Annotated in this window: 27 protein-coding genes and 1 tRNA gene; 14 read left to right on the forward strand and 14 right to left on the reverse strand. The window is 68.7% G+C overall.

What is annotated here, in order from left to right:
- Nucleotides 1-261 precede the first annotated feature (261 nt).
- Genes ACFQV6_RS12520 through ACFQV6_RS12530 form a run of 3 tightly spaced genes read left to right on the forward strand, consistent with a single transcriptional unit; the run spans nucleotide 262 to nucleotide 1,572 of the window.
- Complete coding sequence (locus ACFQV6_RS12520; RefSeq protein ID WP_378027580.1) at nucleotides 262-588, forward strand: YbaB/EbfC family DNA-binding protein; 327 nt, start codon at nucleotides 262-264, stop codon at nucleotides 586-588.
- 1 nt (nucleotide 589) lies between these two features.
- The gene (locus ACFQV6_RS12525; RefSeq protein WP_378027581.1) at nucleotides 590-886 is read left to right on the forward strand and encodes a hypothetical protein; all 297 of its coding nucleotides are present in this window, start codon (nucleotides 590-592) and stop codon (nucleotides 884-886) included.
- Nucleotides 886-1,572 carry a hypothetical protein gene (locus tag ACFQV6_RS12530; RefSeq protein ID WP_378027582.1) on the forward strand — a complete coding sequence of 229 codons (687 nt, stop codon included), beginning with the start codon at nucleotides 886-888 and terminating at the stop codon, nucleotides 1,570-1,572. The genes ACFQV6_RS12525 and ACFQV6_RS12530 overlap by 1 nt, the downstream gene beginning before the upstream one ends.
- Nucleotides 1,573-1,703: 131 nt before the next feature.
- Here the strand turns inward: ACFQV6_RS12530 and ACFQV6_RS12535 are convergent, their stop codons facing one another.
- Nucleotides 1,704-2,879 (reverse strand): hypothetical protein, encoded by a 1,176-nt coding sequence (locus ACFQV6_RS12535; RefSeq protein WP_378027583.1) that lies wholly within the window; start codon nucleotides 2,877-2,879, stop codon nucleotides 1,704-1,706.
- A gap of 822 nt (nucleotides 2,880-3,701) precedes the next feature.
- On the opposite strand from ACFQV6_RS12535, the gene ACFQV6_RS12540 reads away from it, so the two are divergent.
- On the forward strand, nucleotides 3,702-4,553 hold the full coding sequence (locus tag ACFQV6_RS12540) for a stage 0 sporulation family protein (RefSeq protein WP_378027584.1): 852 nt from the start codon (nucleotides 3,702-3,704) through the stop codon (nucleotides 4,551-4,553).
- 15 nt (nucleotides 4,554-4,568) lie between these two features.
- On the opposite strand, the gene ACFQV6_RS12545 is transcribed toward ACFQV6_RS12540, so the two are convergent.
- A complete protein-coding gene (locus ACFQV6_RS12545; protein WP_378027585.1) occupies nucleotides 4,569-6,332 on the reverse strand; it encodes a metallophosphoesterase family protein in 1,764 nt (587 codons plus the stop codon).
- Between the two features lie 83 nt (nucleotides 6,333-6,415).
- Here ACFQV6_RS12545 and ACFQV6_RS12550 point away from each other — a divergent pair.
- Together ACFQV6_RS12550 and ACFQV6_RS12555 are read left to right on the forward strand one after the other, a co-directional pair.
- Nucleotides 6,416-6,489 (forward strand) — tRNA-Thr (locus ACFQV6_RS12550).
- A gap of 350 nt (nucleotides 6,490-6,839) precedes the next feature.
- Nucleotides 6,840-8,417, forward strand: coding sequence for an FG-GAP-like repeat-containing protein (locus ACFQV6_RS12555; RefSeq protein WP_378027586.1), 1,578 nt, complete (start codon nucleotides 6,840-6,842; stop codon nucleotides 8,415-8,417).
- A 56-nt stretch (nucleotides 8,418-8,473) separates the two neighbouring features.
- On the opposite strand, the gene ACFQV6_RS12560 is transcribed toward ACFQV6_RS12555, so the two are convergent.
- The 6 genes from ACFQV6_RS12560 to ACFQV6_RS12585 all read right to left on the reverse strand — a co-directional run bounded on the left by ACFQV6_RS12560 (nucleotide 8,474) and on the right by ACFQV6_RS12585 (nucleotide 12,526).
- Nucleotides 8,474-9,640, reverse strand: coding sequence for an MFS transporter (locus ACFQV6_RS12560; protein ID WP_378027587.1), 1,167 nt, complete (start codon nucleotides 9,638-9,640; stop codon nucleotides 8,474-8,476).
- 116 nt (nucleotides 9,641-9,756) lie between these two features.
- A complete protein-coding gene (locus ACFQV6_RS12565) occupies nucleotides 9,757-10,275 on the reverse strand; it encodes a DUF6226 family protein (protein ID WP_378027588.1) in 519 nt (172 codons plus the stop codon).
- A 56-nt stretch (nucleotides 10,276-10,331) separates the two neighbouring features.
- Nucleotides 10,332-10,532, reverse strand: a complete 201-nt coding sequence (locus ACFQV6_RS12570; protein ID WP_378027589.1) for a DUF397 domain-containing protein — start codon at nucleotides 10,530-10,532, stop codon at nucleotides 10,332-10,334.
- A 206-nt stretch (nucleotides 10,533-10,738) separates the two neighbouring features.
- Entirely contained in the window at nucleotides 10,739-10,933 is a 195-nt protein-coding gene (locus ACFQV6_RS12575; RefSeq protein ID WP_378027590.1) for a DUF397 domain-containing protein, read from the reverse strand.
- Nucleotides 10,934-10,987: 54 nt separating this feature from the next.
- Entirely contained in the window at nucleotides 10,988-11,857 is an 870-nt protein-coding gene (locus tag ACFQV6_RS12580) for a helix-turn-helix domain-containing protein (protein WP_378027591.1), read from the reverse strand.
- 231 nt (nucleotides 11,858-12,088) lie between these two features.
- Nucleotides 12,089-12,526 (reverse strand): DUF6232 family protein, encoded by a 438-nt coding sequence (locus ACFQV6_RS12585; protein ID WP_378027592.1) that lies wholly within the window; start codon nucleotides 12,524-12,526, stop codon nucleotides 12,089-12,091.
- 470 nt (nucleotides 12,527-12,996) lie between these two features.
- Here ACFQV6_RS12585 and ACFQV6_RS12590 point away from each other — a divergent pair, with 470 nt between their 5' ends.
- The gene (locus ACFQV6_RS12590; RefSeq protein WP_378027593.1) at nucleotides 12,997-13,452 is read left to right on the forward strand and encodes a DUF2231 domain-containing protein; all 456 of its coding nucleotides are present in this window, start codon (nucleotides 12,997-12,999) and stop codon (nucleotides 13,450-13,452) included.
- An 89-nt stretch (nucleotides 13,453-13,541) separates the two neighbouring features.
- Nucleotides 13,542-14,093: a type 1 glutamine amidotransferase domain-containing protein gene (locus tag ACFQV6_RS12595; protein WP_378027594.1), complete on the forward strand. Its 552-nt coding sequence runs from the start codon at nucleotides 13,542-13,544 to the stop codon at nucleotides 14,091-14,093.
- A gap of 363 nt (nucleotides 14,094-14,456) precedes the next feature.
- On the opposite strand, the gene ACFQV6_RS12600 is transcribed toward ACFQV6_RS12595, so the two are convergent.
- The 3 genes from ACFQV6_RS12600 to ACFQV6_RS12610 are packed head-to-tail and all read right to left on the reverse strand — an operon-like array spanning nucleotide 14,457 to nucleotide 17,254.
- A complete protein-coding gene (locus ACFQV6_RS12600) occupies nucleotides 14,457-15,749 on the reverse strand; it encodes an MFS transporter (RefSeq protein WP_378027595.1) in 1,293 nt (430 codons plus the stop codon).
- Nucleotides 15,750-15,804: 55 nt separating this feature from the next.
- Entirely contained in the window at nucleotides 15,805-16,293 is a 489-nt protein-coding gene (locus ACFQV6_RS12605; protein ID WP_378027596.1) for an NUDIX domain-containing protein, read from the reverse strand.
- Between the two features lie 28 nt (nucleotides 16,294-16,321).
- A complete protein-coding gene (locus tag ACFQV6_RS12610; protein WP_378027597.1) occupies nucleotides 16,322-17,254 on the reverse strand; it encodes a Ku protein in 933 nt (310 codons plus the stop codon).
- 98 nt (nucleotides 17,255-17,352) lie between these two features.
- Here ACFQV6_RS12610 and ligD (ACFQV6_RS12615) point away from each other — a divergent pair, with 98 nt between their 5' ends.
- From ligD (ACFQV6_RS12615) to ACFQV6_RS12625, 3 genes are read left to right on the forward strand one after another with little or no spacing between them, the layout of a single operon-like run.
- Nucleotides 17,353-18,294: a non-homologous end-joining DNA ligase gene (ligD, locus tag ACFQV6_RS12615; RefSeq protein ID WP_378027598.1), complete on the forward strand. Its 942-nt coding sequence runs from the start codon at nucleotides 17,353-17,355 to the stop codon at nucleotides 18,292-18,294.
- Complete coding sequence (gene ligD, locus ACFQV6_RS12620) at nucleotides 18,284-19,192, forward strand: non-homologous end-joining DNA ligase (protein ID WP_378027599.1); 909 nt, start codon at nucleotides 18,284-18,286, stop codon at nucleotides 19,190-19,192. The genes ligD (ACFQV6_RS12615) and ligD (ACFQV6_RS12620) overlap by 11 nt, the downstream gene beginning before the upstream one ends.
- A gap of 54 nt (nucleotides 19,193-19,246) precedes the next feature.
- Complete coding sequence (locus ACFQV6_RS12625) at nucleotides 19,247-19,999, forward strand: GntR family transcriptional regulator (RefSeq protein WP_378027600.1); 753 nt, start codon at nucleotides 19,247-19,249, stop codon at nucleotides 19,997-19,999.
- 4 nt (nucleotides 20,000-20,003) lie between these two features.
- Here the strand turns inward: ACFQV6_RS12625 and ACFQV6_RS12630 are convergent, their stop codons facing one another.
- Together ACFQV6_RS12630 and ACFQV6_RS12635 are read right to left on the reverse strand one after the other, a co-directional pair.
- Complete coding sequence (locus ACFQV6_RS12630) at nucleotides 20,004-21,665, reverse strand: DNA repair helicase XPB (protein WP_378027601.1); 1,662 nt, start codon at nucleotides 21,663-21,665, stop codon at nucleotides 20,004-20,006.
- 150 nt (nucleotides 21,666-21,815) lie between these two features.
- Entirely contained in the window at nucleotides 21,816-24,218 is a 2,403-nt protein-coding gene (locus tag ACFQV6_RS12635; protein WP_378027602.1) for a helicase-associated domain-containing protein, read from the reverse strand.
- A gap of 78 nt (nucleotides 24,219-24,296) precedes the next feature.
- Between ACFQV6_RS12635 and ACFQV6_RS12640 the strand changes: the two genes are divergently transcribed.
- From ACFQV6_RS12640 to ACFQV6_RS12650, 3 genes are read left to right on the forward strand one after another with little or no spacing between them, the layout of a single operon-like run.
- Complete coding sequence (locus tag ACFQV6_RS12640) at nucleotides 24,297-24,473, forward strand: hypothetical protein (protein ID WP_378027603.1); 177 nt, start codon at nucleotides 24,297-24,299, stop codon at nucleotides 24,471-24,473.
- Nucleotides 24,470-25,087: an HAD family hydrolase gene (locus ACFQV6_RS12645; protein ID WP_378027604.1), complete on the forward strand. Its 618-nt coding sequence runs from the start codon at nucleotides 24,470-24,472 to the stop codon at nucleotides 25,085-25,087. Before ACFQV6_RS12640 ends, ACFQV6_RS12645 begins: the two co-directional genes overlap by 4 nt.
- 56 nt (nucleotides 25,088-25,143) lie before the next feature.
- Nucleotides 25,144-25,530 (forward strand): cold-shock protein, encoded by a 387-nt coding sequence (locus ACFQV6_RS12650; RefSeq protein WP_378027605.1) that lies wholly within the window; start codon nucleotides 25,144-25,146, stop codon nucleotides 25,528-25,530.
- Here the strand turns inward: ACFQV6_RS12650 and ACFQV6_RS12655 are convergent.
- The gene (locus tag ACFQV6_RS12655; protein WP_378027606.1) at nucleotides 25,527-26,342 is read right to left on the reverse strand and encodes a 1,4-dihydroxy-6-naphthoate synthase; all 816 of its coding nucleotides are present in this window, start codon (nucleotides 26,340-26,342) and stop codon (nucleotides 25,527-25,529) included. The genes ACFQV6_RS12650 and ACFQV6_RS12655 overlap by 4 nt on opposite strands.
- Nucleotides 26,343-26,402: the final 60 nt, after the last annotated feature.

The raw sequence follows: 26,402 nt of genomic DNA on the forward strand, positions 1-26,402 counted from the left end.
CCACCCCGACATTTCCCGGACCGCCCGTCCCCACATCACCCCCGCCGCCGCCCCGGATCTCGGCCCCACGCCATCCAAGGGTTTGTCTGAGCTACAGATTTAGCTACGCAATGTGACTTTCGAGGCCATCAAAGTAACTGCTGGTAGCCAAGAGGCGCGTTATCCACAAGGGACTGCCTGGCGTAGCGGGACCGTCACCGCAACCGGTACGGTCTGATCCCGGAACGCGACGACAGTATGACGCGCGGTGAGGAGCCATCAATGGCCCGCGAAATCGACGAGACGTGGATCGACGAGGCGATCGACCGATATCGGCACATCGAGAAGCTGCGTGCCGACTACGAGAAAGCCGTCGTCGCACACTCCGTGTCGGTGCACTCGCCGGACCAGTCGATCGAGGTGGTCGTCACCGCCGCCGGGGACATCGTGGACGTTCGTTTGCATGGTGGGCTCAGTCATCGCGACGCCGTGGAGTTCGCCCGGGAGATGAGAGCGGTGGTGGCCAGCGCGACGGAGGCCGCCCGATGGGCACGGGAAAAGCTGCACGGCGAAGTATTCGGATCGTTCCGCACGCTGGAGGGGCACTGACGTGAACGGGCTCGCCGATCAGATCGACACCGCGGCCGAGGCGCTGGCCACGATGGACCGACGACTGCCCGACCTTGCCCCAGGCGCGGCAGTCTTCGGTGCCGACGAGGCCGGTCGGCCCGGCAGAATCGGCCGCGCCCTCTACGCCGGTTGGACAGCGGTGCTCGCCGCCCGGGCCCGGGAAGCCGCGAACGCCTCCGAGCGCCTCACCGAGATCGCCGAGTCGGTGCGCGCCGGCGCGCGGGACTACGTCGCCACCGACGACGCGGTGCGCCACAGATTCCAGCGAGGGCTGTGATGACCGACCGTCTGGATCAACTGGTGGAGGCCGCAACCCCCCTGCTGGCCCGCGTCGACACCGTGCTCTCCACGGCCGGCGCGCCGGAGGGCCACCCGGTCTGGCCGGAGTTACGCCGCGTCCGGCTCCTGCCCGGCGACGCCGTCCGAGCCGTGTGCGACCTGCGCCCCGAGGCGATTTCCGCAGCGGTGCCCCACCTGCGTACTGAGGCCCGCACCTATGCCGCCCTCGCCGACGCACTGCCCCTCACGGCCGCTTGGTCAGGCGAGGCAGCAGACGCGTACGAGCAGGCCCGCCGCCGCACCGCCCAGCACCTCAACGGTGGTCCCGACAGCCTCAGCCGCCGGATGGAGGCGACAGCCGACTACGCCGACGCCCTCACCGCGTGGATGACCCGCGCCCGAACCGACCTCGCGCTGGCCCTGACCGAAGCCCTGACCTCCGCGGAAGCCCTGACCCTCACCGCCGGCAACAGCCACCCACCCGGCACCCACTCACCCGCCGCCTACCCACCCGACGCTCACTCACCCGACGCTCACTCATCCGGCACCCACTCACCCGACCAGCAGGCCCGCGCCGCAGCCGACGTCAGCGCCCTCCTACTCCGCACGATCGCCGACGCCTACGACCAAGGGGAAGCCCTGCTCGACGATTCCGCCCCCTTGCAAAACCCACTTCTCGTCTGAGGCCCAACGTGTGCGCCGGCTGGGGTATCGGCTGGCCGTGAAACGTCGTTCCGGGGCGTCGGTAGCATCTTGCCGTCCCAAAGTCCACAATGCCCGGTGCGAGCGGCCGTTGCCGCGACCGCCCGCACGGCTCAGGAGTCGAACCGACGCTTCCGGGCGGTGAGCAGCACCACGCCGATCCCGCCGATCAGCAGCGCCACACCGCCGAGGGCCATCGAGACGGCGCGCGGGCCGGTGATGGGCAGACCGCCGGCCGCCGCGCCCGCACCGGACCCGCCGGGCGCGCTGCCCGACGAAACCCCGGAAGAAACGCCAGAACCCGCCTGCGGGGCGACAGCCGCGCCCTCCAGCAACCCGATGCCGAGATCAGCGACCACTGAGGACGGTCCGTAACCGGGCTTCGTGCGAGCGTCACCCGCGCCGCGAGCGTCGCCCCCATAGCGCTGATCGCGGAGGCGAGCGTCGCCCGAACCGTGAGCATCGCCCGCCCGGCGCTGTTCGCGGACGAGCGCGATCTTGATGGTGTCAGCGCGGGCGGCCACGGCCCGTCCCTTGGCGGCCTGGCGCACGTCGCCGAGGGAGATGCGCAGCTTCGTGCCGCCGGTACCGGTCGGCGCGGGTGCGGTCTCCGGCTCACCGGTCGACGGCAAACCCTCGACGGGCGGCAGCGGCAGCGGGCCGATGGGCTCGATCAATGCGGGCGCCGACTCCGGCTCGTGGACCTCGTCACTAACCGTGATGTCGACATGCTCACGTACCGTTTCCAAGCGCTTTGTCGGGATGTTCTTTCCGGAGATTTCAATGACGGCGGGCTGATAGTCGACCTTTCCGGTTCCGCCGGCGGACATGCTGACCCGCAGCGTCGGAGCGCGCAGCACGCGGATGCGCACCTCGCCGTCGACAAGGCTGATCCGGCCGGCGGTGATCGTCGAAGCGGCGACGGACTCCATCTCGCCGCCGCGCTGGAGCAACCCGGTGGTGCTCAAGCCCGAGATCTTTTCCGGTACGCGTACGAGCGAACCGTTCCCGCCCCCGGAAAGCGTGATCCGGCTGACCTCGGCAACCGAACTCGAAGCCTCCGTCACCCCGCACCGCACGTTGTCGTCCCACCGGGCATGGGCCGTGAGCTTGCCGGCACCCGCTCGCAGCGGCCCGAAGCGCTTCTCCCCGGTACGCCGGACGGCCGCCTTCCCGTTGTTCGGCGGCGCCTGCTGCACCACGAGGTCGTTCGCCGCGGACGAGCCGGCCACGCGCCCGTCCAGGAGCCGAGCGGCGGCCGCCGAGTGGACCGGCCCGTCGGCAATCATGACAGTCCGGGCGTCACCGAGCCCCACGCCACCGATCGACCGCGGCGCGCGCCCTTTGTCATCCGGCGAATAGGCGACCTGCTTGATCGCCGATCCACTCTCTGCGCGGGGGTCGGCGTAGGAGGCCGGCTGCGTTATGCCCAGGATGTCCGCAACGGGACCGCCGGAGTTCTGAACGTCCGTCTTTCCGGACGGCTCGCCGGAATCCTCGGAACCAGAGGAGGTGCCAGCGTCATCGCCCTCCGCTTCGGCACCGGACGAACCGGAATCATGCCCTCCTGACCGTGACAAATCGGGGCGGTGCGGCGCCGAGCCCGAAGGATCCGAACCAGCGCCCGCCCTCGACCCGGCACCCCCGGAGCCGGCACCCTTCGAGGACCCGGCACCCTTCGAGAACCCGGCACCCTTCGAGGGCCCGTTATCCGCGCCCCGATGTCCCGGCGAGGCCAGCGGCCCGAGATCCAATCGGTTGATCCGGAGCACCTGAGCCCCCGCCTGCGCCGCGTAGTGCTCGACTTGCCGGCACGGTGCGGGGTTGGCGTAGGCGGGCATCGTCGCGGTGAGCGTGCTCGCGAACCCCAGCGCAACCACGCTGGCGGTCATCGACCTGGCGGGTGTCATGGCAGTTCCTTCCGAAGGCTTCCGCTGTGCCGAACAAGTGCGGAACGAGACAGCGATGCAGGGCTTGCCGCGGAGACGGCGTCTACGGGACTGGCCAACGAAGGTCGATTGGGCCGGTTGCGCGGTATCTATGCGACAACCCTCGCGGGTAGTTCAAAACCGGCATTTGGTACGGCTTGCCGACGGTCGTAGGGTTGTCCCATGGGCATGCTGTGCGCGGTCAGTTTCAACCGGTACGGCCGCCTCTACTACCTCGACCCGAACGGGTTCACGCCGTCAGTCGGAGACCGGGTGCTGGTCCCGACCGACGACGGTCCAGAGGTGGCGGAGTGCGTCTGGGCGCCGCAATGGGTCGACGAGGAAACCGACGGGTTCCCCAAGGTCGTCGGTCTCGCCGACGAGCGGGATATGCGGCGCGACGAGTTGCTGCGCAAACGCAAGGCGGAGGCGAAGGTCGCCGCCAAGAAACTGATCAAGGCGCACGAGCTGCCGATGAAGGTGGTCGCCGTCGATCACGTCCTGGAGCAGAACGGCACCGCCAGCGCGCGTACGACGATCTACTTCACCGCGCCGCACCGTGTCGACTTCCGATCGCTGGTCCGCGACCTCGGAGCGACGCTGCACTGCCGGGTCGAGCTGCGCCAGCTGTCTGCCCGCGACTCCGCGCGCGTACAGGGCGGGATCGGTTCCTGCGGCCGCGACCTCTGCTGTGCCACGTTCCTCACCGACTTCGAGCCGGTCACCATCCGGATGGCAAAGGACCAGGACCTGCCACTCAACCCGCTGCGCATCTCCGGCGCCTGCGGGCGGCTGATGTGCTGCTTGAAGTACGAACACCCGCTCTACCAGAGTTTCCAGGCAACCGCGCCGGCGGTCGGCACCCGGGTCACCACGCCCGAGGGCGACGGCCGGGTCGTCGCGCACAGCGTCCCGAAGGACTCGCTCGTCGTACGACTCGACGCCGACGGCTCCCGCTGCACATGCAGCCGAGCCTCGGTCTGCGGCCCGCGCCAGGCCCACGACGCCCAATACGGCGAATCGCCCAGCGCCTAGCGCCGGTCGAAACAGCTAGGGCCGTGGTGCGTGCGGTCCGGCGACCACGATCGGGTCCTCGATGCGGCGGACGACAAGTGGTGTCTCCGGACGCACCCATGGCGCCTGCGAACCGCCCGCCGGGTCGGCGACCCACTTCTTGCAGATCTGGTCGACGCCGAGGGGGTGGATGGTGAGCGTCCCGTCCGCCTTGATGTGCATGCGCAGGAAGCTCTTGCCGTCCTCGATGCTCTGACCGGCGAAAAGCTCGTTCAGGTTGACCCCGAGCCCGGCGGCGATCAGCAGGTAGACGGCGCACAACTGGGTCGAGACGATCGCGATCAGCGGGCCGTAGACGACCGCGGCCACCACCAGCGGGCCGGGCCAGTGCCATTCCCGGAACGGGAACTGCATCCACACCCAGGCGCCCCCGGCCGCGAGCGCGATCTGGGCCAGCCCGTGTGACACACCGAGAATCCAGTGCCGGGCGTGTTTGGCTGACGCGGCACCGGGCGGTTTCGCGAACAGGATGGTCGCGGCCATGATCAGAACGAGCATGAGCACCAGTGGGATGCTGAACAGCCGCTGGATGATCCCGCCCTCGCTGGCGGCGCCGGCCATCGCGAGCATCGTCAGCGTCTGGAGGATGCCCAGCATCGTGGCGAAACCCGGGTTGCGGCGCGGCAGCCGGTGAAAGACACCCCAGCCGAGCTTGCGCGAGGTGGGCGCATCCGGGAAGCGGGACACCAGGCCGTACGCTCGACTGCGGCTCTTGCTCCTGGTCAGCGTTTCCCGCGGCGGCACCGTGATCTCCTCCGGCAGGCCCTGCGTGCCGAGCGTGTACGCCCCGCCGCCCCCACAGGTGATCAGCTCCCGGTCCTCCCCGGTATACCTCGCGTAGTGGTGCAGATCGCCCGACACCAGCACCCGGACGTGCGCCTGAGTCGGCGCCAGGATGGTCCGGATGAAGTAGTCGACAGCGTCATACGCCTCCGGTTCGTCGACGGCCTTCACCCAGGTCGGCGACGGCGTCATCAGGATCACCCGGTCGTCGGGCCCGACCTCCCGGGCCGCCTTCTCGAAATAGAGCAGCTGCGGGTCGTCGATGTACGCCCCGAACTGCTCGTCCACCGCGAACAGCCACCAGTCCCCGGGCAGCTTCACCGCGAAATACGATCGGCGCTGCTCGGTACGCCAGCCGCCGATGTGGCCATCCTTGCGGCGGGCGAACAGCCGGAGGAACGCGGTGAGTCCGTCGTACCAATCGTGGTTGCCCGGCAGCGCGAAAAGCGTCGGCCGCGGCACCCCGGCCGGCGCCTCCGGCAGGGCCGCGCGGTACGGGCCCTTCATCCGGTTCTCGTAACCGTCGCCGCTGGCCAGGGGATAGACCTGGTCGCCGCCCATCAGCAGCAGGCGCCCCCGCGGCAGCCGCTCCCCGCCGATCTCCAACTCGGGCTGCGCCAGCAGCCAGGCGACCGAGTAGGTCGCGTCGAACCCGTCCCCGAGGTCGGCCACATAGTCCAGCCAGATGTCGCCGTCGGCGGTAGCGGAGTGATCGAAGAAGTCACCGTCCAGCGCGTTCTGCAGCTCACGCTTGTCCAGGTAGGCACCGAAGAGGATGGCCAGCAGCGCTCGCAGCCCGGTGCTGAGCAGCAGCAACGGCGCCAGCCACCCGATCGGCCCCTTCGGGGTGAACCCGAGCTCCTGTGGATCGAGGCTGCTCGGCCTGTCCGGCACGGTCGGTTCGGACTCGGCCGGACCCTGCCGGAGAACGATCGGTATCGACTTGTCGTCCGTCACGACATGCACACTAGTCACGGCGTACGACAACCGACGTACCCCGCCAAGACCGAATTGGCCGATGCCGTACACTGACTCTCGTTGCCGCCTTAGCTCAGTCGGCTAGAGCGACGCACTCGTAATGCGTAGGTCGACGGTTCGATTCCGTCAGGCGGCTCAGAGTGAAAGCCCAGGTCATCGACCTGGGCTTTGCCTTTTCCCCGAGGTCCCGCCCTCGTCGCCGACCGGGTCCGCGACATTCGCGTGATCCCTGCCGTCCATTCACGGGTCGAAATCTACTGATCTTCAACGGTAGATTGCCCGCACGACCGCCGCGCATCGGTGACGACCACCGATGTGCTGAAACGGTCGCAGGCAACACGGGGGAACCATGTACGCGCTCGATTCCTCGCCGCCGACACGGCGCCGAGGGGCACTTCTTCGCACCCTTGCGACGGCCGGCGCTCCCGTCTGCCACCACCCCGCCAGTGATCCGGCGGGTCACACCCCTCATCGCATCGGAGCCGAATGAAGTCCCTTCGCCTTGCCACGGCGCTGCTCGCTGCCGTGCTACCGACGATCGCCATCGTGCTTCCGGCTTCACCGGCCCAGGCCCAGACGATCACCCACCTGAAGGTGATGCCCCTGGGCGACTCCATCACCCTCGGCGTCGGAAGCAGCCCGCAGTACGGCTACCGGCCGCGGCTCTTGAACCTCGTATCCGATCAGGGCCGGTACACGATCGACTACGTCGGTTCCATGACCAGCGACGCCCCGATGGCTGACATGGACCACGAGGGCCACAGCGGCTGGACGATCGCTCAGATGCGCAGCAACATCGACACCTGGATGCGCACCGAGCAGCCGGACGTCGTGCTGTTGCACGCCGGGATCAACGACCTGAACAAGGATCAGGTCAGCGCGGCGACCGCGGTGAGCCGCCTGACCGACCTGGTCAATCGGATCATCCTCAACCGTCCGGACGTCACCATCGTGCTGAGCGGCCTCATCCCGAAGGTCAGTGGCCTCGAAGACAAGATCACCGCCGTCAACGCCGGCGCGCGGCAGATCGCCTCGAACGAGGCCGGCCAGGGCAACAAGGTCCGGTACGTCGATATGCCGGTCACCCCGGCGCAGATGTACGACCGGCTGCACCCCAACAACGCCGGATACGTCACCATGGCCAACTCGTACTTCGCCGGGCTCTCGCAGGTGGTGGCCGACGGCTGGGCGGTGGGCACCTTCGACAGCTTCAGCGGTGACGCCCAGGCTGATCTGGTTGTGCACTCCGGTTCGGTGGTGGCGATCCGCAACGGCGTGAGCAGCGGCGGCTTCGACGCCGGCTCCGAGGTGACCTCCGGATGGGGCCGCTACCACGGTCTCGACGTCACCGAGGGGCTCGGCCAACTCTATTTCGCCGACTATGACGGCGACCACAGGACCGACCTCGTCGTCCACGACGGCTCCAACGTCAACGTCCGGCTCAACACCGGTGCCGGCCGTTTCGACGGCGGCCGCACTGTCACCACCGGTTACGGCCGCTATCACGGCCTGCACGTCCCCAACGGGCTCGGCCGCCTCTACTTCGCTGATTACAACGGCGACGGCCGGGACGACCTCGTCATTCACGACGGTTCCAACGTCAACGTTCGCCTGAACCTCAATACCGGTGGCTTCGACGCGAACCGCACTGTCACCACCGGTTACGGCCGCTACCACGGCCTTCAGGTCCCGGACGGGCTCGGTCAGCTGTACTTCGCCGACTACAACGGCGACCACCGGGACGACCTCGTCGTCCATGACGGTTCCAACATCAACGTTCGCCTGAACCTCAAAACCGGGGGCTTTGACGCGGGCCGCACTGTCACCACTGGTTACGGCCGCTACCACGGCCTTCAGGTCCCGGACGGGCTCGGTCAGCTGTACTTCGCCGACTACAACGGTGACAGCAAGGACGACCTCGTCATCCATGACGGCACCGACGTCAACGTCCGCCTCAACACCGCTACCGGCGGCTTCGACGGCGGCCGCACTGTCACCACCGGTTACGGCCGCTACCACGGTCTCCAGGTCCCCGACGGACTCGGCCGGCTCTACTTCACCTAGAGCCAACTGCTCAAAAGTCGCTCGGACCTGCTGAGAAGCAGGTTCGAGCGACTGTTTTACCGGCTCTCCGCGGGCGGACGCAGGACCGGGGTGATGACGATCGACAGGACCAGCAGGACCGCCACCGCGAGCAAGCCCTTCAGCACCGTCACGTGATCCCCGAGCAGGCCGATCAAGGGCGGCCCGCAGAGGAACGCGCAGTACCCGATGGAGGCGACCACGCCGACGCGGGCGGGTGCCCTGGCCGGCTCGTCGGCGGCGGCGCTCATGCCGACCGGGAAGCCGAGGGACGCGCCTAGGCCCCAGAGGAGGGCGCCGGCGAACGCGAGAGCGGGGTGCCCGCCGAAGACGAACAGGACCAGGCCGGCCAGACCGGCCACCGCCATGCCCCGCAGCACGGGGACCCGGCCGTAGCGGTCCAGCAGGGCGGGACCGTACCAGCGGCCGATCGTCATGGCGGCGAGGAAGACGGCGAACGCCAGGGTGCCGACCGCGGCGGAGGTGCCGTAGTCGTCGATCATCGCGACGCTGATCCAATCGATGCCGGCGCCTTCGGTGAAGGCGAAGGCCAGCACGAAGACACCGATCAGCAGGGTGCGTGGTTCGCGCCAGGTGGTGAGGGTACGGCGTAGCCCGCTCTTCTCCGACGGCTCGGGTGGGTCGTCGGGGAGGTAGTTCCGGACCGTGGCGATCACGGCCACCGCAGCCAGGACGCAGCAGAAGGTCACGTGGGCGGTGACTGAGACTCCGAGCGCCACAGCGCCCGCCCCGGCCAGTGCCCCGGCGACCGTTCCGACGCTGTAGCCGGCGTGGAACCGCGGCATGATCGACCGTTCCAGGCCCCGCTCGACGATCGTGCCCTGCACGTTCATCGCGACGTCCCAGGCGCCGGTGGCGAAGCCGTACAGGTAGAGGCCGACGAGCACCGGGATCACGCCGAACTGGTATCCGACCGCCACGGCCGTGAGCCCCGCGGCGAGCAGGACGGCCATCGCGGCGACCGTGCGCCGGGAGCCGAAGCGCCCGACGATCTGCCCGGCGAGGGGCAGGGAGGTGATGGAGCCGACCGCGATGCTGAGCAGCACCAGCCCGAGCCGGGACGGTGTGAGCCCGAGTTCGTCGCGGATCTGCGGGATGCGGGCGGCGAAGCTCGCCATGGCAACGCCGAGGAAGATGAAGGAGATGTAGACGGCGCGGGTGGAGGCCCGCAGATTTGTCACCATGACTGTGTTCAAGTGCCGCCCCGTGAAATGGTGAGGAAGGTTCACAGGTCACGGTACCTGTGCGGCCGGCCGGGGGATGCCCGGCCGACCGCTGGTCGAGCGCTCGGGTCGAAAGATCAGTTGCGTAGTTGCCAGGGCGCCCATTGCACCGGTGCGGCGAAACCGCCGCGGCGCGCGTCCCGGGCTCCGGCCGCGGAGAGCGGCCCTTCCCGGTTCAGCTTCACCCCGGTACCGATAAGCCTGGTCTCGAACCAGGACCCGCTCATCCCGCGGCGGACGCGCTCCCAGAGCCCACCCTCGATCAGCGCTGCCGCGTGGATGCGCAACTTCTCGGACAGTTCTTTCGGATCCTCACCGCAGGTGTCGCACGGGCAGGCCGGCAGCGATTCGGTCCACCAGCGCCCGATCCGCAGGATCAACCCGGGACCGGTGAAGTGGATCGCCAGCGGTGCCGCCGTGGGCACGCGGGGAATCAGCCGGACGGTACGCACGAGCGCTTCGTCGAGCCCGAACGTCTCTTTGCTCTCCCGCCGTTCCACCTGGTAACGGTCGGTGAGCTCGTCCAACAGGTCCTCGGCCGCCTCGTGCAGGAGAGCGAAGCGGTCGATGTCGGTGGCGCGTGCGTAGCCGTCCACCTCTGCAGTATGCCGCGCTCGGCCCGCGACATCCGGCTGCTCCGGCAGAAGCGAACTCATTCGAAACCGAAGTCGCCGGCCTTGACTCCTGCGACGAACGCGTCCCACTCGGCCCTGGTGAAGCTCAGTTGAGCGAACCCTGGCCGTTTCGAGTCGCGGATGAGGAATTGGTCCCCGACCCGCGCCACCTCGACGCATGCTCCACTGGCACATTGACCGCTACGACGCCAGTGCGGCTGTTCCGTCGGTTTGATCATGTGTGTGCACCTCCGTGACGGTTCGAATCCACGGTAAGCGAATGAGCTACAGGTGCAGGATGAATGAAAACGACACGACGCCGCTTATCACCTCAAATGTGAGGTATGCGGCGTCCATTCGGTATCAAAAATGTCATTTGTGAATTTTTTGACCGGCCCGCTCCGCATCGGAGTCGATTAGCGCAGAGCGGGCAGGCCGACGACTCTCAGAAGCGGAACTCGCCCGCGGTGACACCCTCGACGAACGCGTCCCACTCCGCCTTCGTGAAACTCAGAGCCGCGGCCTCGGGGTTCTTCGAGTCACGAATCATGTACTGATCGTCGACCTTGGCAACCTCGACGCAGGTTGACGTTCCGCAGCGGCTGCTCTTGCGCCATGCGGGCACGTTAATCTCTACCATTGTGGACCTTCCACGGTTGGTGCCGGACCGGCGAATACGGCCGCGGCCTTGGTTTTATCGATTGTCCCCAGGCGGCCGATCGCTCGTGCCGTCCTCGAGAATTACTATCTGCCGCTGGATGAATTCGATCGTGTCTCGCTCATCTGCGACGTCCTCCCAGACCTTGTCGTAACGAGCGCGATGTTTCGCGGTCACTTCACGGTCCTCAATCATTTCGTCACTCAGTCCGGTTTCCCGGTAGAGCACCTCGCCCTCGCTCAGGGCGAGCAGGTCGAAGCTGGCGTTGTTGGTCACCGGGGCGTCCAGTGAGAACGGCACCATCCGAATCCGGATAGTGCCCTCCTCGGCGTGCTGCATCAGGTCTCGCAGTTGATCGGCGAAGACCCGGGAGCCGCCGATGGTGCGCCGCAGCACCGACTCGTCGAGCATGAGCAGGAACTGCACTCCACCGCGGGCCCGGGCGAGCAGTGCCTCGCGGCGCAGCATCCGGGCCTCGATGCGCCGCCGGCGCTGGTCCTCGCTGAGTTCGTCCTCGTAGCGGGTCATCAGGGCGGTCGCATACGCGGTCGTCTGCAGGGGACCCGGGATGTAATAGATCGAGTACGAGCGGATCTCGTCGGCCTCGCCCTCGTACTCGATCAGTTTACGCATCGAGTCGGTGAGTTGATCGCGAAATTCCGTCGTCTGGTACCACGCCTGCCGCTGCCGGGTACGCGCGATGCGGGTGTCCGCGAGCATCGAGGCGATGACGGTTCTGTCCCTGATGCCGAGGTGGGCGAGCAGGGGCCGCAGATCGTTGGGGGAGATGCTGACATCCCCGTTCTCGATCCGGATCACCTTGCTCAGCGACCACTCCATCGCCTCGGCGACCTGAAGTTGGGTGAAGTCGGCTCGCTCCCGCGCCTCACGGAGCGCGAGTCGCACCCGTCGGCGCGCGATCGTAGGCGAGTCGCCCTCAGCCATGAGTCCTTCATCGTCGAAGTCAAGTGTCACCGAGAGTGTCGGCGGTACTGCTATCTGCGACCTCGCTGTCTGCTAGTTGGCAGGCAGCGAGGTCGCGGACATCTTAATTACTGTCCTATCAGAACGACGGGTGCAAGGTGCGGTTTTGATCAAATAGAGATCTCACCCGAGAGGTCCTCGCGAATGGCCTGGTCACGCGGCGGCCAGGCCATATCCCCAAGAGGTGCGGCGCGTGTCCTCCATGGCCCGGCGCAGCGCGCGGCTGACCTGGTTGAAGACTCGGGAGTCGGAGGACGAGTAGAGCACCACGGCCCGGTCGCGATACTGCGCGTGCAGCTCCCAGTGGCGTGGCTGGCGCCAGCTGGCCGCTACAGCGGGTGTAGCCAGGACGAGGAAGCCGATCACGTAGATGGCGGGGTCCGACAGCAGGGTCCACCCGGCCGCCGCGGCGAACACAGTGAGGCCGGCGAGGGCGGGAGCGACGGGCCGGACGCGGGCCGGAGTCTGAACGAGGCCGACATTACGCAGATGGTGAATGACGAAGACCCGCTGTGCGGAGCTGGTCCGCCAGACGAACTGGTCATCGGTCACCTTGGCGTCGGGTCCGTCATAGTAGGTGCGTGTGCGCATGGCGAACTCCTCTTCGCTTTTCCTTGCGAGGAGGAGAACAGCGGGCCACCATTGGCGCGAGAGACATCCCCGCCTCGCTCGTGCCGCAATGAACGGAGTCTCTGTTCGACGGAGAACCCGTCTCAGTGATCAAAAAACCTGCAGGTCGCAGTGCTTTCAAAGTGCATTGCCTACGGTGGATCAGTGGTCGGAGCCAGAGGCGGACAACGGCACCCGTTTGCCGCCGGGTGCCGTTGTTTGTCTCTCCCTCCAACTCCGCCCTTGTTGCTCTACTAGCAGTGAACCACGCCACTCGGCTACTCGCCACCGTTCAATCTGCCATGTTGCAGACTGCGTACAAGCTCCCTCGGAGTGCTGTGGTGTCCGACTCGGGTCGTGCCGCGGCGTTTCGGCCCGTGTGGGAGCGGGTAGCTCAACCCCGGATGCCGCGACGAACCTGTATCTTTGCAGGTGGGAAGGGCGATAGCCGGATGGAGAGCCGATTGATTGTCGCGGGCCAGGCGGTGCAGCCGATATTGGTGATGTTCCCGCTCGGTCTCTTCGCGATGGCGGGAATGTTCGATATGGCCGACTTGCTAGGGGGACCTAGCATTCTCGGCGCACTGGCCTACTGGAACATCGTGGCCGGATTGGTGGCCGGTCTTCTGGCCGCGCTGGCCGGCGCCGTTGACGTCATGTTCGTGCGCCATTCCGGCGCGCGCCGACTCGGCGTGATGCGTGCCCTGCTCAACATGGGCGTGCTGGTGACCTTCGCGGTCATCCTGATGCTCCGCATGCAAGCACCCGACCGCGCGCTCGGCGGCGGGCTGTTCGTCGTCGAATTGCTGGCCCTGGTGCTGGCCGGATACGGCGCCTGGTTCGGCGGCAAGATCGCCATGGGTGACGCTCCGGCGTTTGCCCGCGCCGTCGCCGGGAACCGCAACTGAAGAACGGTGACCGCAATCGCCCTCGATGAGCGGGGCGGTCGCCGCAATCAGCGACGGTGAACGCCCCCGGTGTTCGGAAGGAGCACACGATGACCGTATCGATCAAGGGGAAGCGCGTGGCTTTCCTGGCGACCGACGGCGTGGAAGAGGTCGAGTACACCGAGCCGCGCAAGGCCGTCGAGGCGGCCGGCGGCACGGCGGAACTCGTCTCGATCAAGACCGGCGAGATCCAGGCACTCAACCACATGGACAAAGCCGGCACCTATCCGGTCGAGCGGCAGGTCAGCGAGGCCGACGCCGCCGACTACGACGCGCTGGTCCTGCCCGGTGGCGTCGCCAACCCCGACTTCCTGCGGGTCGACACGGACGTGGTGCGCTTCGTCCGTGACTTCTTCACCGCGGGCAAGCCGGTCGCGGCGATCTGTCACGGCCCGTGGACCCTGGTCGAGGCCGGGGTCGTCGACGGCCGCACGCTGACCAGTTGGCCCAGCTTGCGTACGGACCTGGTCAATGCGGGTGCGACGTGGGTGGACGAGGAGGTCTTCGTGGACGACGGCCTGATCACCAGCCGCAACCCCGACGATCTGCCGGCCTTCTGCGAGGCGCTCGTGGACCGAGTCGCGGCGCAGCAACCAGCCTGAGGCAGGAGCCGAGTGCGGCAACCGCTCAAGGCAGGAGCCGGGTGCGGCACCGCTCAAGCCAGGAGTTTGGCGCAGCAACCGCTTGAGGCAAGACGCTTTTTTGCGTACGCGTGAAGTGAGCTTCTGTGGCGCACGGCCCCGGTCGTGCGCCACTCGCTTGCCCCCAGCGGAAAGTGGCAAAGGCGTTTCGGCTCTTTCGTGATGGCCGATCGGACAAGGCTGGTGGGTCCGGCGGACAATAGTTGCCGGAAGGGCTGGAAAGGGACGAGCAGGCAGCGGAAGACTGCTGGGCAAGGCACTTTTCAGGGGCACGAGCGCCCGGGCCGCGATCCGGCACGGGCGCTCGCCTGCTGTCCGGAACTGTTACGCGCGGTCTGCTGCCGCGGCGGCCCATTCCTCGTCGGCGGCTTTCTTCAGGGCCATGCCGTTCTCGCCGTTGTAGCGGAGGAGTTTGGGCAGTGCCGCGGCGAGTACGACGCTGCCGGCCACGCAGAGGACACCGCCCAGCCAGATGGCGCCGGGTACGCCGAGGCCGGTTCGTGCCATCGCGCCGGCGCGGAGTTGGCCGAGCAGGGGGCCGGTGGTGTAGGAGAGCATCTCGATGCCGGCCAGGCGGCCCCGCAGGTGGTCGGGGATCGTCTGGTTCCAGATGATCATGCGGAAGATGCCCGAGATCATGTCGGCGGCGCCCGCGAAGGCCAGGCAGCACAGGGTGAGCCAGAGGGTGCCGGAGAGGCCGACGCCGATGATGCCGACGCCCCAGAAGCCGGCGGCGACAAGCACCATGAGGCCATGGCGGTGCACCCGGGAGGTCCAGCCGGAGCCGAACGTGGCGAGCAGCGATCCGACGGCGGGGGCGGCGTAGAGCAGGCCGAGGACCTGGGGGCCGCCGAGTTTGTTGGCGAGGAACGGGTAGAGCGCCGACGGCATGCCGAAGAACATGGCGTTGATGTCGACGAGGTAGGTGCCGAGCAGTTCGGGGCGGGACTTCGCGTACTTCAGGCCGGTGACGACGCTGCGCAGTGACGGGCGGTCGGCGGCCGGTGGCGGCGGGACGGCGCGGACCAGGCTCAGGCAGACCAGGGAGACGGCGAAGGTGAGCAGGTCGAACGCGTACACCCAGGCCAGGTCGAAGCTGGCCAGCAGGATTCCGGCCAGCGGCATGCCGAAGAGTTGGGCGAACTGCATGCCGAGTGACTGGAGTGCCATCGTCGCCGGTAGCTCTTCCGGCTTCACCAGGCGGGGGACCATCGCCTCCAGCGCGGGGCGCTGCAACCCGGCGACGGCGGCGGTCAAGAAGGCCGCTACGTAGAGCAACCACAGGTGCGGGGTCTCGGACAGCGAGTTGATCAGCAGAATGCCGCAGATCAGGGCTAGGGCCGCCTCGCTGGCCCGGACCAGGATGCGGCGGTCGATGTAGTCGGCGAGCGCGCCGCCGACGAACGACATGATCAGCAGAGGGGCCAGCTCGCAGACCCCGATCAGGCCGACCATCAGCGGGTCGTCGGTCATGGCGGCGACCTGGAACGGGATGGTGACATAGCTGATGAACGAGCCGAAGGCCGTCACCACGCCGCCGGTGAAGACGAGCCGGAAGTCCCGGGAGGTTCGTAACGGGGTCAGATCCAGCGCGAAGCGGCGTTTACGGGATGTCACGGAAGGCCATCCTGCCTGAGGTCACCCCGTACCCGCATCGCGATTTACGTCATGGTCACTTCATGACGAGGCGGCCCGTGGTCCGGAATGCCTCGAGGTCGGCCAGGGCCTCGCCGACGATGAACGATTTCGGTCCGGGCAGTGCGTCCAGGGGGAAGAAGCCCGCGTCGACGCTCTCGTCGGTCTGCCGGAGCAGCTCACCCTCCCAGGAGTGCACCACGAAGGTCATGAGCACCTGCTGGTACGTGTGGCGGTATTCGTTGGTGTAGGTGTACGCGGTGTAGAACGCGTACGGCGTGAGCGATGTCGCCCGGAGCCCGGTCTCCTCCCACAACTCCCGGACCGCGCACTCCTCCATGCTCTCGCCCAGCTCCATCGCCCCGGCCGGGATCGCCCAGCGATGGTTGTCCGAGCGCTGGATCAGCAGCAGCCGGTTCTGGTCGTCGAGGAGCACGGTCCGTGCCCCCACGAAGAAGATCGTGTCGGTGTCCCCGACGCTCGCCCGCACCCTGCCCAGGTAAGACTCTGCCCACGTCAATGCCACGGGACGAGAGTAGTCGGGACGAGAGTAGTCATGCGGACTTGCGAGCGGGCTTCGAGGACGCTGTTGCTTTCTTGGCGGGAGCCTTCTTGGCGGGAGCTTTCTTGGCCGCGGTCGCCTTCTTGGCCGCGGGAGCCTTTTTCGCAGCGGCAGGGGCAGCGGCGGCAGCAGGGGCCTCGTCCTCGCCGCGGGCCTTGCGGGCCCGTTCCACCGAGGCCTTCAGTGCCGCCATCAGGTCGACCGCCGCGGCCGGCTCATCCTCGGCCTCCTCCGGCTGAACCACCTCACGGCCCTCGACCTTGGCGTCGATGACCTCCTGGAGCGCCGCCCGGTAGTTGTCGGTGAACTCGTCGGGCTTGAAACTGCCGGCCATCGAGTCGATCAGCGAACTCGCCATCGCCAGCTCGGCGGGCCGGGTCTCGATGTCGTCGTCGAGGAAGCCGAAGTCGGGGGTGCGGACCTCGTCCGGCCACATCATGGTGTTGAGGACCAGCACGTCGTCGCGGACCCGCAGGGTGGCCAGCTGCTCCCGCTGCCGGATCGCGATCTTGACGATGGCCACCCGGTCGGCGTCGCGCAACGCGTCACGCAGCAGCACGTACGGCTTGGCGGCCTGACCCTCGGGCTCGAGGTAGTACGCCTTGGCGAACAGGATCGGGTCGATCTGCTCGGCCGGGACGAACTCCAGCACGTCGATAGCACGAGAGGTACTCAGTGGAAGATCGGCGAAGTCGTCGTCGGTCAGGATCACCATCTCGCCGCCGCCGATGTCGTACCCCTTGGCGATGTCGTCGTAGGTGACCACCTCGCCGTCGACCGAGCAGGTTCGCTGGTACTTGATACGGCCACCGTCGGTGCGGTGCACCTGGTGGAAACGGATGTCCTTCTCCTCGGTTGCCGAGTACAGCTTCACCGCGATCGAAACCAGACCGAAGGAGACAGCGCCCTTCCAGATCGCTCGCATGTTCGACTCCTCATCGAGATCGAGTGTCCGGACCCCTGATCAGAATGGCATCACTGAGACGCCTGCGTAAGGTGAACGCTTCTGTCTATGGTGATCGGGTGCCGGGTCCGCCCCTGTCCCCGATGCTCGCGACCGCGGGCGGACTGCCGGTGGGTTCCGACTGGAGCTACGAGTTCAAGTGGGACGGCGTCCGGGTCCTGTCACTGTTCGCGGGCGGTCCACCGCAGCTGTTCGCCCGCTCCGGAGCCGTGGTGACAGCCGCCTACCCGGAAATCGCCGACCTGCACCTTCCCGAGGGGACACTCCTCGACGGCGAGATGGTGGTCTTCGACGCACACGGGCGGCCGTCCTTCACCGCGCTTGCCGAGCGGATGCACGTCCGGGATCCGATTCGGGCGGCCCGGCTGGCGGCGACCACGCCCGTGACGTACATGATCTTCGATCTGCTCTTCCTGAACGGGATCGACCACACCGGTCTGCCCTATCTGGCCCGCCGGGAACGCCTGGAGGACCTCGACCTGGCCGGGCCGCGCTGGATGGTGCCGCCGTCGTTCGGTGACGGTGCGGCCACCGCGGCGGCGGCCCGCGAGAACCAGCTCGAGGGCGTGATGGCCAAGCGCTCCGACTCGGTCTATCTGCCTGGGCGCCGGTCGGCGGACTGGGTCAAGGTGAAGTTCGACCAGACCGGCGACTACGTGATCGGCGGGTGGCGGGCGGGGGCGCGCAAGCTGGGCGGGCTGCTGGTGGGCGTACCGACGCCGGACGGGCTGGCCTTCCGTGGGCGGGTCGGCGGCGGGATCGGCGCGGTCAAGGAGAAGGAGCTGCTGGCGCGGCTGGAACCCCTCGCGGCCGGTGATTCACCTTTCGCACCCGGGGCGGTGCCGCGTGAGGATTCGCGAGGGGCCCATTGGGTACGACCGGAGTTGGTCGCCGAGATCCGATACGGCAACCAGACACCCGACCGCAGACTGCGGTTCCCCCGATTTCTCCGGTTGCGTGACGACAAGACGCCCGAGGAGTGTGCCGAGGATGCCTCGTGACCGATTCGTGGCGCGGATCGACGGCCGTGAGATCGAGATCTCCAATCTCGACAAGCTGATGTACCCGGTGGCCGGCTTCACCAAGGGCGAGGTGATCGACTACTACACCCGGATCGCGCCGGTGATGCTGCCCCACCTGCGCGGCCGGCCCGCCACCCGCATCCGATACCCCAACGGCGTCGAGGGCGTGCACTTCTTCGAGAAGAACAAACCCGGGGGTACGCCGGACTGGGTCCGCCTCGAGACGCTGCCGGTGCCCGGATCCACGAAGAGCCGCGAGACCATCGAGTTCGTGGTCGTCGACGACCTGCCCACCCTGGTCTGGCTCGCCAACCTGGCGGCGATCGAGCTGCACACCCCGCAGTGGCGCATCGGTGCCGGCCCGGACCTGATGGTCGTCGACCTCGACCCGGGAGCACCGGCCGGGCTCAAGGAGTGCTGCGCGGTGGCGACCCTGATGCGGGACCGTCTCGCCGACGACGGGATAGACGCCTACCCCAAGACGTCGGGCAAGAAGGGCATGCAACTGTGCTGCCCGGTCTCCGGCTCTCAGGACGCGGAGGTCGTCTCCGCGTACGCCAAAAAGGTCGCCGACGAACTGGCGGCGATGGTCCCCGGCTCGATCACCGCGAAGATGGCGAAGGCCATCAGGCCTGGAAAGATCTTCATCGACTGGAGCCAGAACAACGCGGCCAAGACGACGGTGACGCCCTACTCGCTCCGCGCGGGTGAACGGCCGACCGCCTCGGCGCCGCTCACCTGGGACGAGGTCATCGCCATCGGAACCGGCGAGATGGAGGCCCGCCAGTTCGGCGCGGACGAGGTCCTGGCACGCGTCGAGCAACACGGCGACCTGCTGGCCGGCCTGTGCGAAGGCGGCCCCGCCGTCCCCACCTGACGCTGAGGCGGGTCTGCACGGGCCGGTGGGCGGGGATGGGACAGACTGTGGCGCATGACGGAGTCGACAGCGCCGCGGGTGCCCGCCTATCGGCGGATCGCCGCGGACCTGGCGACCAAGATTCGGGCGGGGGAGTATCGGCCCGGTGAGGCGCTGCCGGCGCAGCGGGAGCTCAGTTCCCGGTACGGCGTGACGCTGATGACGCTGCGTCAAGCTCTCCAGGAGCTGCGTGACGACGGGCTGATCCTGCAGCAGGCCGGCCGGGGCACGTTCGTCGCGCCCGTGCAGGCCGCCTATCGGGTCGACACGTTGCGCAGCTTCGTCGACGACCTGCGCGACCAGGGTCACCAGGTGTCGACGGAGGTGCTCGGCGCGGTGGTGTCGGCGGCGCCGGGGCCGGTCCGGCGGATCCTCACGGCCGAGGGGCAGGTGCTCCGGCTGGAACGCCTGCGGCTGCTCGGCGGGCGGCCGGTGATCCATCAGACGTCGTGGGTGCCCGAGCCGTACGCCGAGGCGCTCAGCGGTGCGGATTACCGGACGACCTCGCTCTATGCCGCGCTCGCCGGAGCCGGGGTGACGATCGTGCGTGCCGTCGAACGGATCATTCCCGGACTGCTGGACGAGGCGCTCGCCGCCCATCTGGAGCGGCCGGCCGGCAGTGCGGTGTTCGTCAGCGAGCGCACCACGTTCGCGGCGGACGACCGCCCGGTCGTTGCGGACCGGGCGATCATCCTGGGCGACCTCGTCGAGATCCGGGCCGAGCGGGCGGCGACCACCCTGTCGCTCCAGTGGGGAACGACTATCTAGCGCCCTAGTCCACCTGGGGCAGCGGCGGGCCGAGGACGTCGTCGGCGTCGACGATCGTGTAGGCGTACCCCTGCTCGGCGAGGAATCGCTGACGGTGGGCCGCATATTCGGTGTCGATGGTGTCCCGGGAGACGACGGTGTAGAAGTGCGCCTGCCGGCCGTCGGCCTTGGGCCGCAGCACCCGGCCGAGGCGCTGCGCCTCCTCCTGGCGGGAGCCGAACGTGCCGGAGACCTGGATCGCCACCGCCGCCTCGGGCAGGTCGATGGAGAAGTTGCCGACCTTCGACAGCACGAGCGTCCGCAGTGAACCGTCACGGAACGCGTCGAAGAGGCGCTCGCGCTCCTTGTTCGTCGTCGAGCCCTGCACGATCGGGGCGTCGAGGTATTCGCCCAGCTCGTGCAGCTGGTCGAGGAAACCGCCGATGACCAGCACCTGCTCGCCGGGGTGTTTGGCGACGAGAGCCTTGACCACCGGCAGTTTCGTCCGGGCGGTGGCCGCCACCCGGTAACGCTCCTCGGCTTCGGTTACCGCGTACGCCATCCGCTCCGCGTCGGTGAGCGTGACCCGGACCTCGACACACTCGGCCGGGGCGATCCAGCCCTGCGCCTCGATGTCCTTCCACGGTGCGTCGTACCGCTTCGGGCCGATCAGCGAGAAGACGTCGCCCTCGCGGCCGTCCTCACGCACCAGCGTCGCGGTCAGCCCCAGCCGGCGCCGGGCCTGCAGGTCCGCGGTGAACCGGAAGATCGGCGCGGGGAGCAGGTGCACCTCGTCGTAGATGACCAGGCCCCAGTCCCGGGCGCCGAACAGGTCCAGGTGGGTGAAGGCACCGCCGCGCCGCGAGGTGAGCACCTGGTACGTCGCGATCGTGACCGGGCGGATCTCCTTGCGCTCGCCGCTGTACTCCCCGATCTCCTCCTCGGTCAGCGAGGTGCGGGCGATCAGCTCACGCTTCCACTGCCGGCCGGCGACCGTGTTCGTCACCAGGATCAGCGTCGTCGCCTTGGCCGTGGCCATCGCGGCCGCACCGACGAGCGTCTTGCCCGCACCGCAGGGCAGCACCACGACACCCGAGCCACCCGCCCAGAAGCCGTCCACCGCCTCCTGCTGGTACGACCGCAGCGTCCACCCGTCCTGAGCGAGCTCGATCTCGTGCGCCTCACCGTCCACGTAACCGGCCAGGTCCTCGGCCGGCCAGCCCAGCTTGAGCAGCGCCTGCTTGAGCCGGCCCCGCTCGGAGCCGTGCACCGCGATGGTCTCGTCGTCGAGCCGCGCGCCGAGCATGCCGGCCAGCTTCTTCGACTTGGCCACCTCGACCAGCACGATCCGGTCGAGACCGCGCAGGACCAGCCCGTGCACGGGGTCGTTGAGCAGTTGCAGCCGGCCGTACCGGTCCATCGTCTCGGCGACGTCCACCAGCAGGGCGTGCGGCACCGGATAGCGGGAGAACTTGATGAGCGAGTCGACGACGCTCTCGGCGTCGTGCCCGGCGGCCCGCGAGTTCCACAGGCCCAGAGGCGTCAATCGGTAGGTGTGGACGTGCTCGGGGGACCGCTCGAGCTCCGCGAACGGCGCGATCGCCATCCGGCACGCCTTCGCGTCCGGGTGATCCACCTCCAGGAGAAGAGTCTTGTCCGACTGCACGATCAGTGGTCCGCCGCTCACCCGTACACCTTCCGCAGCGAGAAAAACCTGACCATCCAGTCTGCCACGAAATTCGGTGCAACATTTCCGAGTGCTGTGGCGTGTAACTCGTGACGGGTGTGCTGGGTCGTGCGTCAACGGGGGTGCACGACCCAGCACTACACCGCGGGACTATTCCTCCGTGACGGCGGCGGTGATCCGGTGGAGGGCGAAGGTGTGCAGGCTCTCCCCGCGCTCGTCCTCCGCCCGGAGATATCCGGCGCTGAGTGAGACCGGCCTGACCAGGCGCGACAGTGTGGCGCCGTGCGAGTCCACGTACCCCACCCAGACCTTGACCTTGTCCCGGACCGCCTGCTGGAGCACCGCCATGGCCTGCGAGTGTTGCTGCACCGCGGTGAGTCCCCGCACCGCCTGACCCTGGGCGGCGCGCACGGAGACCGGGGCCCGATGCGCCGCGCGGGTGGCGATGTCGCCGCGCCGCAGCTGTTCGACGACGCCGGCGAGACGCGGGCCGGCCAGGACGGGCGGGCCGGGGGGCTCGGCGATCCGGAGCGTGCGGGAGGGTGAGCGCCGCGCTTTCGGGCGGGACAGCATCGTCGCGCCGCCGACGTCCTCGGCGACCGGGGCGTAGCCGGCGTCGCGGAGCGCGCCCAGCAGCCTGGCCACCGGGCGCGGGCTGACCAGCACGGTCGGTGCGATGCGGCGCAGGTCCACCGAGCTGAGCCGCTTGTCGGCCAGGACCTCGGCGAGCAGTGCCTCGTCGTCGCTGCGCAGGTAGGAGCCGGCGGAGCCGCTGCGCAGGCCGCCGTGTTTGCGGGCGGTGTCGTCGATCAGGTAGCTCAGCGTCTGCGGAACCGGGGTGCGTGACCGGCGGCGGAAGAGGGTGTGCAGGTCGTCGGCGCGGTAGCCGACGTCGAGGGCGCGCCGCAGGCTGGCCGGAGTGACGCGGAACACGCTCGCGCCGCCCGCCGACTCCGGTTCGGCGATGTCGTCGAGCTCGGCGCCGAGTTCCGGCTCCGGCGGGCCGGGCACCACCACCGACAGGTCGGCCTGCACCAGGAAGTGGTCCACCGGCGCGGGGAGCAGTTGGTCCAGCGCGCGGATCGCGTCGGCGGAGGCATCCTCCGGATGCACCCCCAGCGGGTCATCCTCGTCGGGTTCTCGCTCCGAGAGCAAAAGGCGGGCGTACGACGTGAGCGCACCGAGCCCGGTCAGCCCCAGCAGTGCGGCGCCGGTGAACGCGTCCCGGTGGGCGCCTTCCCGCCCGCGGGCCCGGCGTGGGGCCTGCCAGGCCAGCAGAGCGAGCAGATCGTCGACAGCGGGAGCCGCGCCCGGCTCCAGGTCGGCCAGCGCGGTCAGGGCCTCCCGGCGGGCCTGCGGCGCACCGGCCCGTTCGGCGTCCGGTGCGAGCGCGTTGATCGGGCGGTCCCGCTCGTCGCGGCGGCCGATCAGCCCGGTCTGCCGGGTCATCGCCAGCCAGGCACGGACCAGCACGGCCCAGCGCTGCGCGACGCTGGTGGCACGCCACAGGTCGTACGCGCCGGTGGGCAGGAAGAGGTCCTGGGCGGGGCCGGCGGCGCGGCCGGCACTGACCTCGGACTCGCCGAGCAGGCCGGACGCGTACGCGATCTCGATCAGCAGCGCGGCACCCGGCTCGTCGAGACCGGCGGCGCGGGCCAGCCGTTTGAGGTCGCGCACACCGAGACCGCCGGTGCGCAGGACCGGGGCGGCCTCGGCGGCCAGTGCCTCGAGGATCGCCTCGGTGGCGCGGACGGCCTCCATGGCCTGGCCGGTTCCGGCGGAGTCGGCGGACTTGCGGTCGCGGACCGGGCCCTCGGGGATCGGCGGCAACGGCCGCAGCAGCCCGAGCGGGCCGGTGTCGCGGCGCAGCAGCATGCCCACCTCGCGGGGCAGCTCGACCAGCTCGCCGTCCGGGCGCGGCGCCCGGCCGGCCTCGGAGACCGGGACCAGGATGTGCTGATCAACGAGCCAGCGCACCGGCTCGGCGACGGTGTTCTGTTCGAGGGTGGTCCTGTTCAGTGCCCCGATCGGGGGACCCGCGGCCAGGCGGTCGAGCACGGCGCGGGCACCGGACGGTGCGGCCAGCACCGTGCGGCGCAGTTTCGCCCGGTCGGCGACGAGGACCGCGGCCTGCACGTCCAGGTAGTCGGCGGGCCGGCCGAGGCCCGCCGGGTAGGGCGAGGTGACCTCGTCCACGGCACCGACGACCTGCAGCGCCTCCGGCGGCCCGTGCAGCAGGAACCGGACGCGCAGGCGGTCGATCGCGACGCGTACGTCATCGGCGGTGACCTCGGTGGTCAGCTCGAGAATCGCGTCCACCGAGGTCAGGGCGGTGTCGGCGGCACGGCTCAGACGGGCCGCGTCGAGGATCAGCAGGGTGAACTCGTCCAGCCCGTCGAGGCACCGGGAGACCGAGTTGCGGGACTGTGCGCGTACGGCGAGGGCCGAGATGTCAGCGGGCACCGGCACGACGAGGTCGGGGCGCAGTTGAATGAGCGCGCCCAGAGCCTCGTCCGGCAGCGACCTGAGTTGATCGGCGAATGTGGTGGCCATCGTCTTCAACGCTAACGTTCATGGGACGATGTTGTGGGTCCGGGCGTGGCCGGACTCCGATCGCGAGGAGGACTGACCGTGGCGTCACAGGCCAAGAAGCGCACCCCGGAGACGGAGCAGGTCGCCGTGAAGGGCTACCCCGAGGTCTCCGAGCTGCTCTCCGACCGCCCCGCCGCCCCGTCGCCGTTCGGTGACGACCAGACCTTCCCGCTGCCGGTCGAGAGCCTGACGTACAAGTACACGATGGCTCAGTGAGTTTTGCGGTCGGTTTCGACCTGGACATGACCTTGATCGACTCGCGGCCGGGGATTCGGGCGGCCTATCGGGAGCTCACCGCCCGGACCGGCGTGCACGTCGACGCCGATCTCGCGGTGTCCCGGCTGGGCCCGCCGCTGCGGACCGAGTTGAGCCACTGGTTCCCGGCCGAGGACGTCGAGGAAGCGGTCACCACGTACCGGGCTCTCTATCCGGAATACGCGATCGGGCCCACCGTGCCGACCCCGGGCGCCGTCGAGGCGCTGGAGGCGGTCCGTGCGGCGGGCCTGCGGGTCGTGGTGGTCACCTCGAAACTCGGCCGGCTGGCCGCTCTGCACCTCGACCACCTGGGCATGCGCGCCGACGAGCTGGCCGGCGACCTGTTCGCCGAGGGTAAGGCGGCGGCGCTGACCGAGCACGGCGTCCGCTGGTACGTGGGTGATCACGTCGCCGACATGGTCGCCGCGCGTACCGCCGGGGTCCCGGGTATCGGGCTGACCACCGGACCCTGCTCCGAGCAGGAACTTCGTGATGCCGGCGCGACGTACGTCCTGCCTGATCTCACCGGTTTCCCGGCCCTGCTGGGTGAGATTGCAGTTGGGTCCCGGCCTTGAAGATGGATAGCCTTGCCGTGAGCGGTTGTGTCCATTGAGTGAAGTTGAGGTCAGCGGTGCCCACGGGTCGAGTGAAGTGGTACGACGCTACGAAGGGGTTCGGTTTCGTCACCAGCGATGAGGGCGGAGACGTTTTCCTGCCCAAGAGTGCGCTGCCGGCGGACGCCACCGACCTGAAAACGGGTCAGCGGATCGAGTTCGGCGTCGTGGACAGCCGCAAGGGCGCCCAGGCGATGGGCGTGAAGCTTCTGGACGCTCCGCCGTCCCTGGCCGAGTTGCGCCGCCGCCCGGCGGACGAGCTGGCCAGCATGATCGAGGACATGATCAAGGTGCTCGAGAGCCAGGTGCAGCCCTCGCTCCAGCGCGGCCGCTACCCGGACAAGAAGACCGCGCAGAAGATCGCGCAGCTCGTCCACGCGGTGGCCAGGGAGTTCGAGATCTAAGACTTGCCGAATGACGGCACAGCAGGTGTGAGACCCGCCGCCGCCGCGCGCCCGAGCAGGGCGTCGGCGGCGGCGAGTCCGTTCTCGCCCAGGTCGAGGGTGAACTCGTTGACGTAGAGCTCGATGTGCTGCTTGACCACCGCGGGCTCCATCTCCTGCGCGTTGGCGAGGATGAACTCCTGGCTGGCGGAGGGGTCGAGCCAGCCCTGGCGCAGCGACTCGCGGATCCACTCGGTGGCCTCGGCCACCTCGACGGTGCCCTTCTTGGCCAGGATGGCGCCGAGCGGGATCGGCAGGCCGGTGTCCTGCTCCCACCACTCGCCGAGATCGACGAGGGCGTTCAGGCCGTACCGCGGGTAGGTGAAGCGGGCCTCGTGGATGACGAGGCCGGCGTCGTACCTGCCGTCGGCCACGCCGGGCATGATCTGGTGGAACGGGACGACCTCGATCCGGGCCGGCGGCTTTTCCGCCGACCAGAGCCGGAAGAGCAGGTAGGCCGTGGTCCGGTCGCCGGGCACGGCCACTGTCGCGCCGGTCAGGTCGGTGCGGCCCCGGGTCAGCACCAGCGGGCCGCAGCCACGGCCGAGCGCGCCGCCGCAGGGCAGCAACTCGTAGTCGCCGAGCAGCCAGGGCAGCGCCGCATAACTCACCTTCACCAGGTCGAACGCGCCGTTCTCGGCGGCGGTGTTGGTCACGTCCACGTCCGCGAAGGTCAGGTCGACCGGCGGCGCACCCGGGACCAGCCCGTGGATCAGCGCGTGGAACACGAAGGTGTCGTTCGGGCAGGGGGAGACTGCCAGGGATAGCGCCACGGGTTTCACGCTAGCCGCGCGAGCCGGTGAGTGCTCGGCCGGCCGGCTGTCTAGCTCCAC

Source organism: Actinoplanes sp. GCM10030250 (assembly GCF_042666575.1).
Classification (GTDB): domain Bacteria; phylum Actinomycetota; class Actinomycetes; order Mycobacteriales; family Micromonosporaceae; genus Actinoplanes.

What these genes read in the sequence shown, in the direction of transcription:
- ACFQV6_RS12570 (WP_378027589.1), bottom strand. Translation starts at nt 10,532, where the DNA reads ATGATCAAACCGACGGAACAGCCGCACTGGCGTCGTAGCGGTCAATGT.
- ACFQV6_RS12540 (WP_378027584.1), top strand. Translation starts at nt 3,702, where the DNA reads ATGGGCATGCTGTGCGCGGTCAGTTTCAACCGGTACGGCCGCCTCTAC.
- ACFQV6_RS12610 (WP_378027597.1), bottom strand. Translation starts at nt 17,254, where the DNA reads ATGCGAGCGATCTGGAAGGGCGCTGTCTCCTTCGGTCTGGTTTCGATC.
- ACFQV6_RS12575 (WP_378027590.1), bottom strand. Translation starts at nt 10,933, where the DNA reads ATGGTAGAGATTAACGTGCCCGCATGGCGCAAGAGCAGCCGCTGCGGA.
- ACFQV6_RS12530 (WP_378027582.1), top strand. Translation starts at nt 886, where the DNA reads ATGACCGACCGTCTGGATCAACTGGTGGAGGCCGCAACCCCCCTGCTG.
- ACFQV6_RS12595 (WP_378027594.1), top strand. Translation starts at nt 13,542, where the DNA reads ATGACCGTATCGATCAAGGGGAAGCGCGTGGCTTTCCTGGCGACCGAC.
- ACFQV6_RS12520 (WP_378027580.1), top strand. Translation starts at nt 262, where the DNA reads ATGGCCCGCGAAATCGACGAGACGTGGATCGACGAGGCGATCGACCGA.
- ACFQV6_RS12590 (WP_378027593.1), top strand. Translation starts at nt 12,997, where the DNA reads ATGGAGAGCCGATTGATTGTCGCGGGCCAGGCGGTGCAGCCGATATTG.
- ACFQV6_RS12635 (WP_378027602.1), bottom strand. Translation starts at nt 24,218, where the DNA reads ATGGCCACCACATTCGCCGATCAACTCAGGTCGCTGCCGGACGAGGCT.
- ACFQV6_RS12585 (WP_378027592.1), bottom strand. Translation starts at nt 12,526, where the DNA reads ATGCGCACACGCACCTACTATGACGGACCCGACGCCAAGGTGACCGAT.
- ACFQV6_RS12625 (WP_378027600.1), top strand. Translation starts at nt 19,247, where the DNA reads ATGACGGAGTCGACAGCGCCGCGGGTGCCCGCCTATCGGCGGATCGCC.
- ACFQV6_RS12560 (WP_378027587.1), bottom strand. Translation starts at nt 9,640, where the DNA reads ATGGTGACAAATCTGCGGGCCTCCACCCGCGCCGTCTACATCTCCTTC.
- ACFQV6_RS12535 (WP_378027583.1), bottom strand. Translation starts at nt 2,879, where the DNA reads ATGATTGCCGACGGGCCGGTCCACTCGGCGGCCGCCGCTCGGCTCCTG.
- ACFQV6_RS12555 (WP_378027586.1), top strand. Translation starts at nt 6,840, where the DNA reads ATGAAGTCCCTTCGCCTTGCCACGGCGCTGCTCGCTGCCGTGCTACCG.
- ligD (WP_378027599.1), top strand. Translation starts at nt 18,284, where the DNA reads ATGCCTCGTGACCGATTCGTGGCGCGGATCGACGGCCGTGAGATCGAG.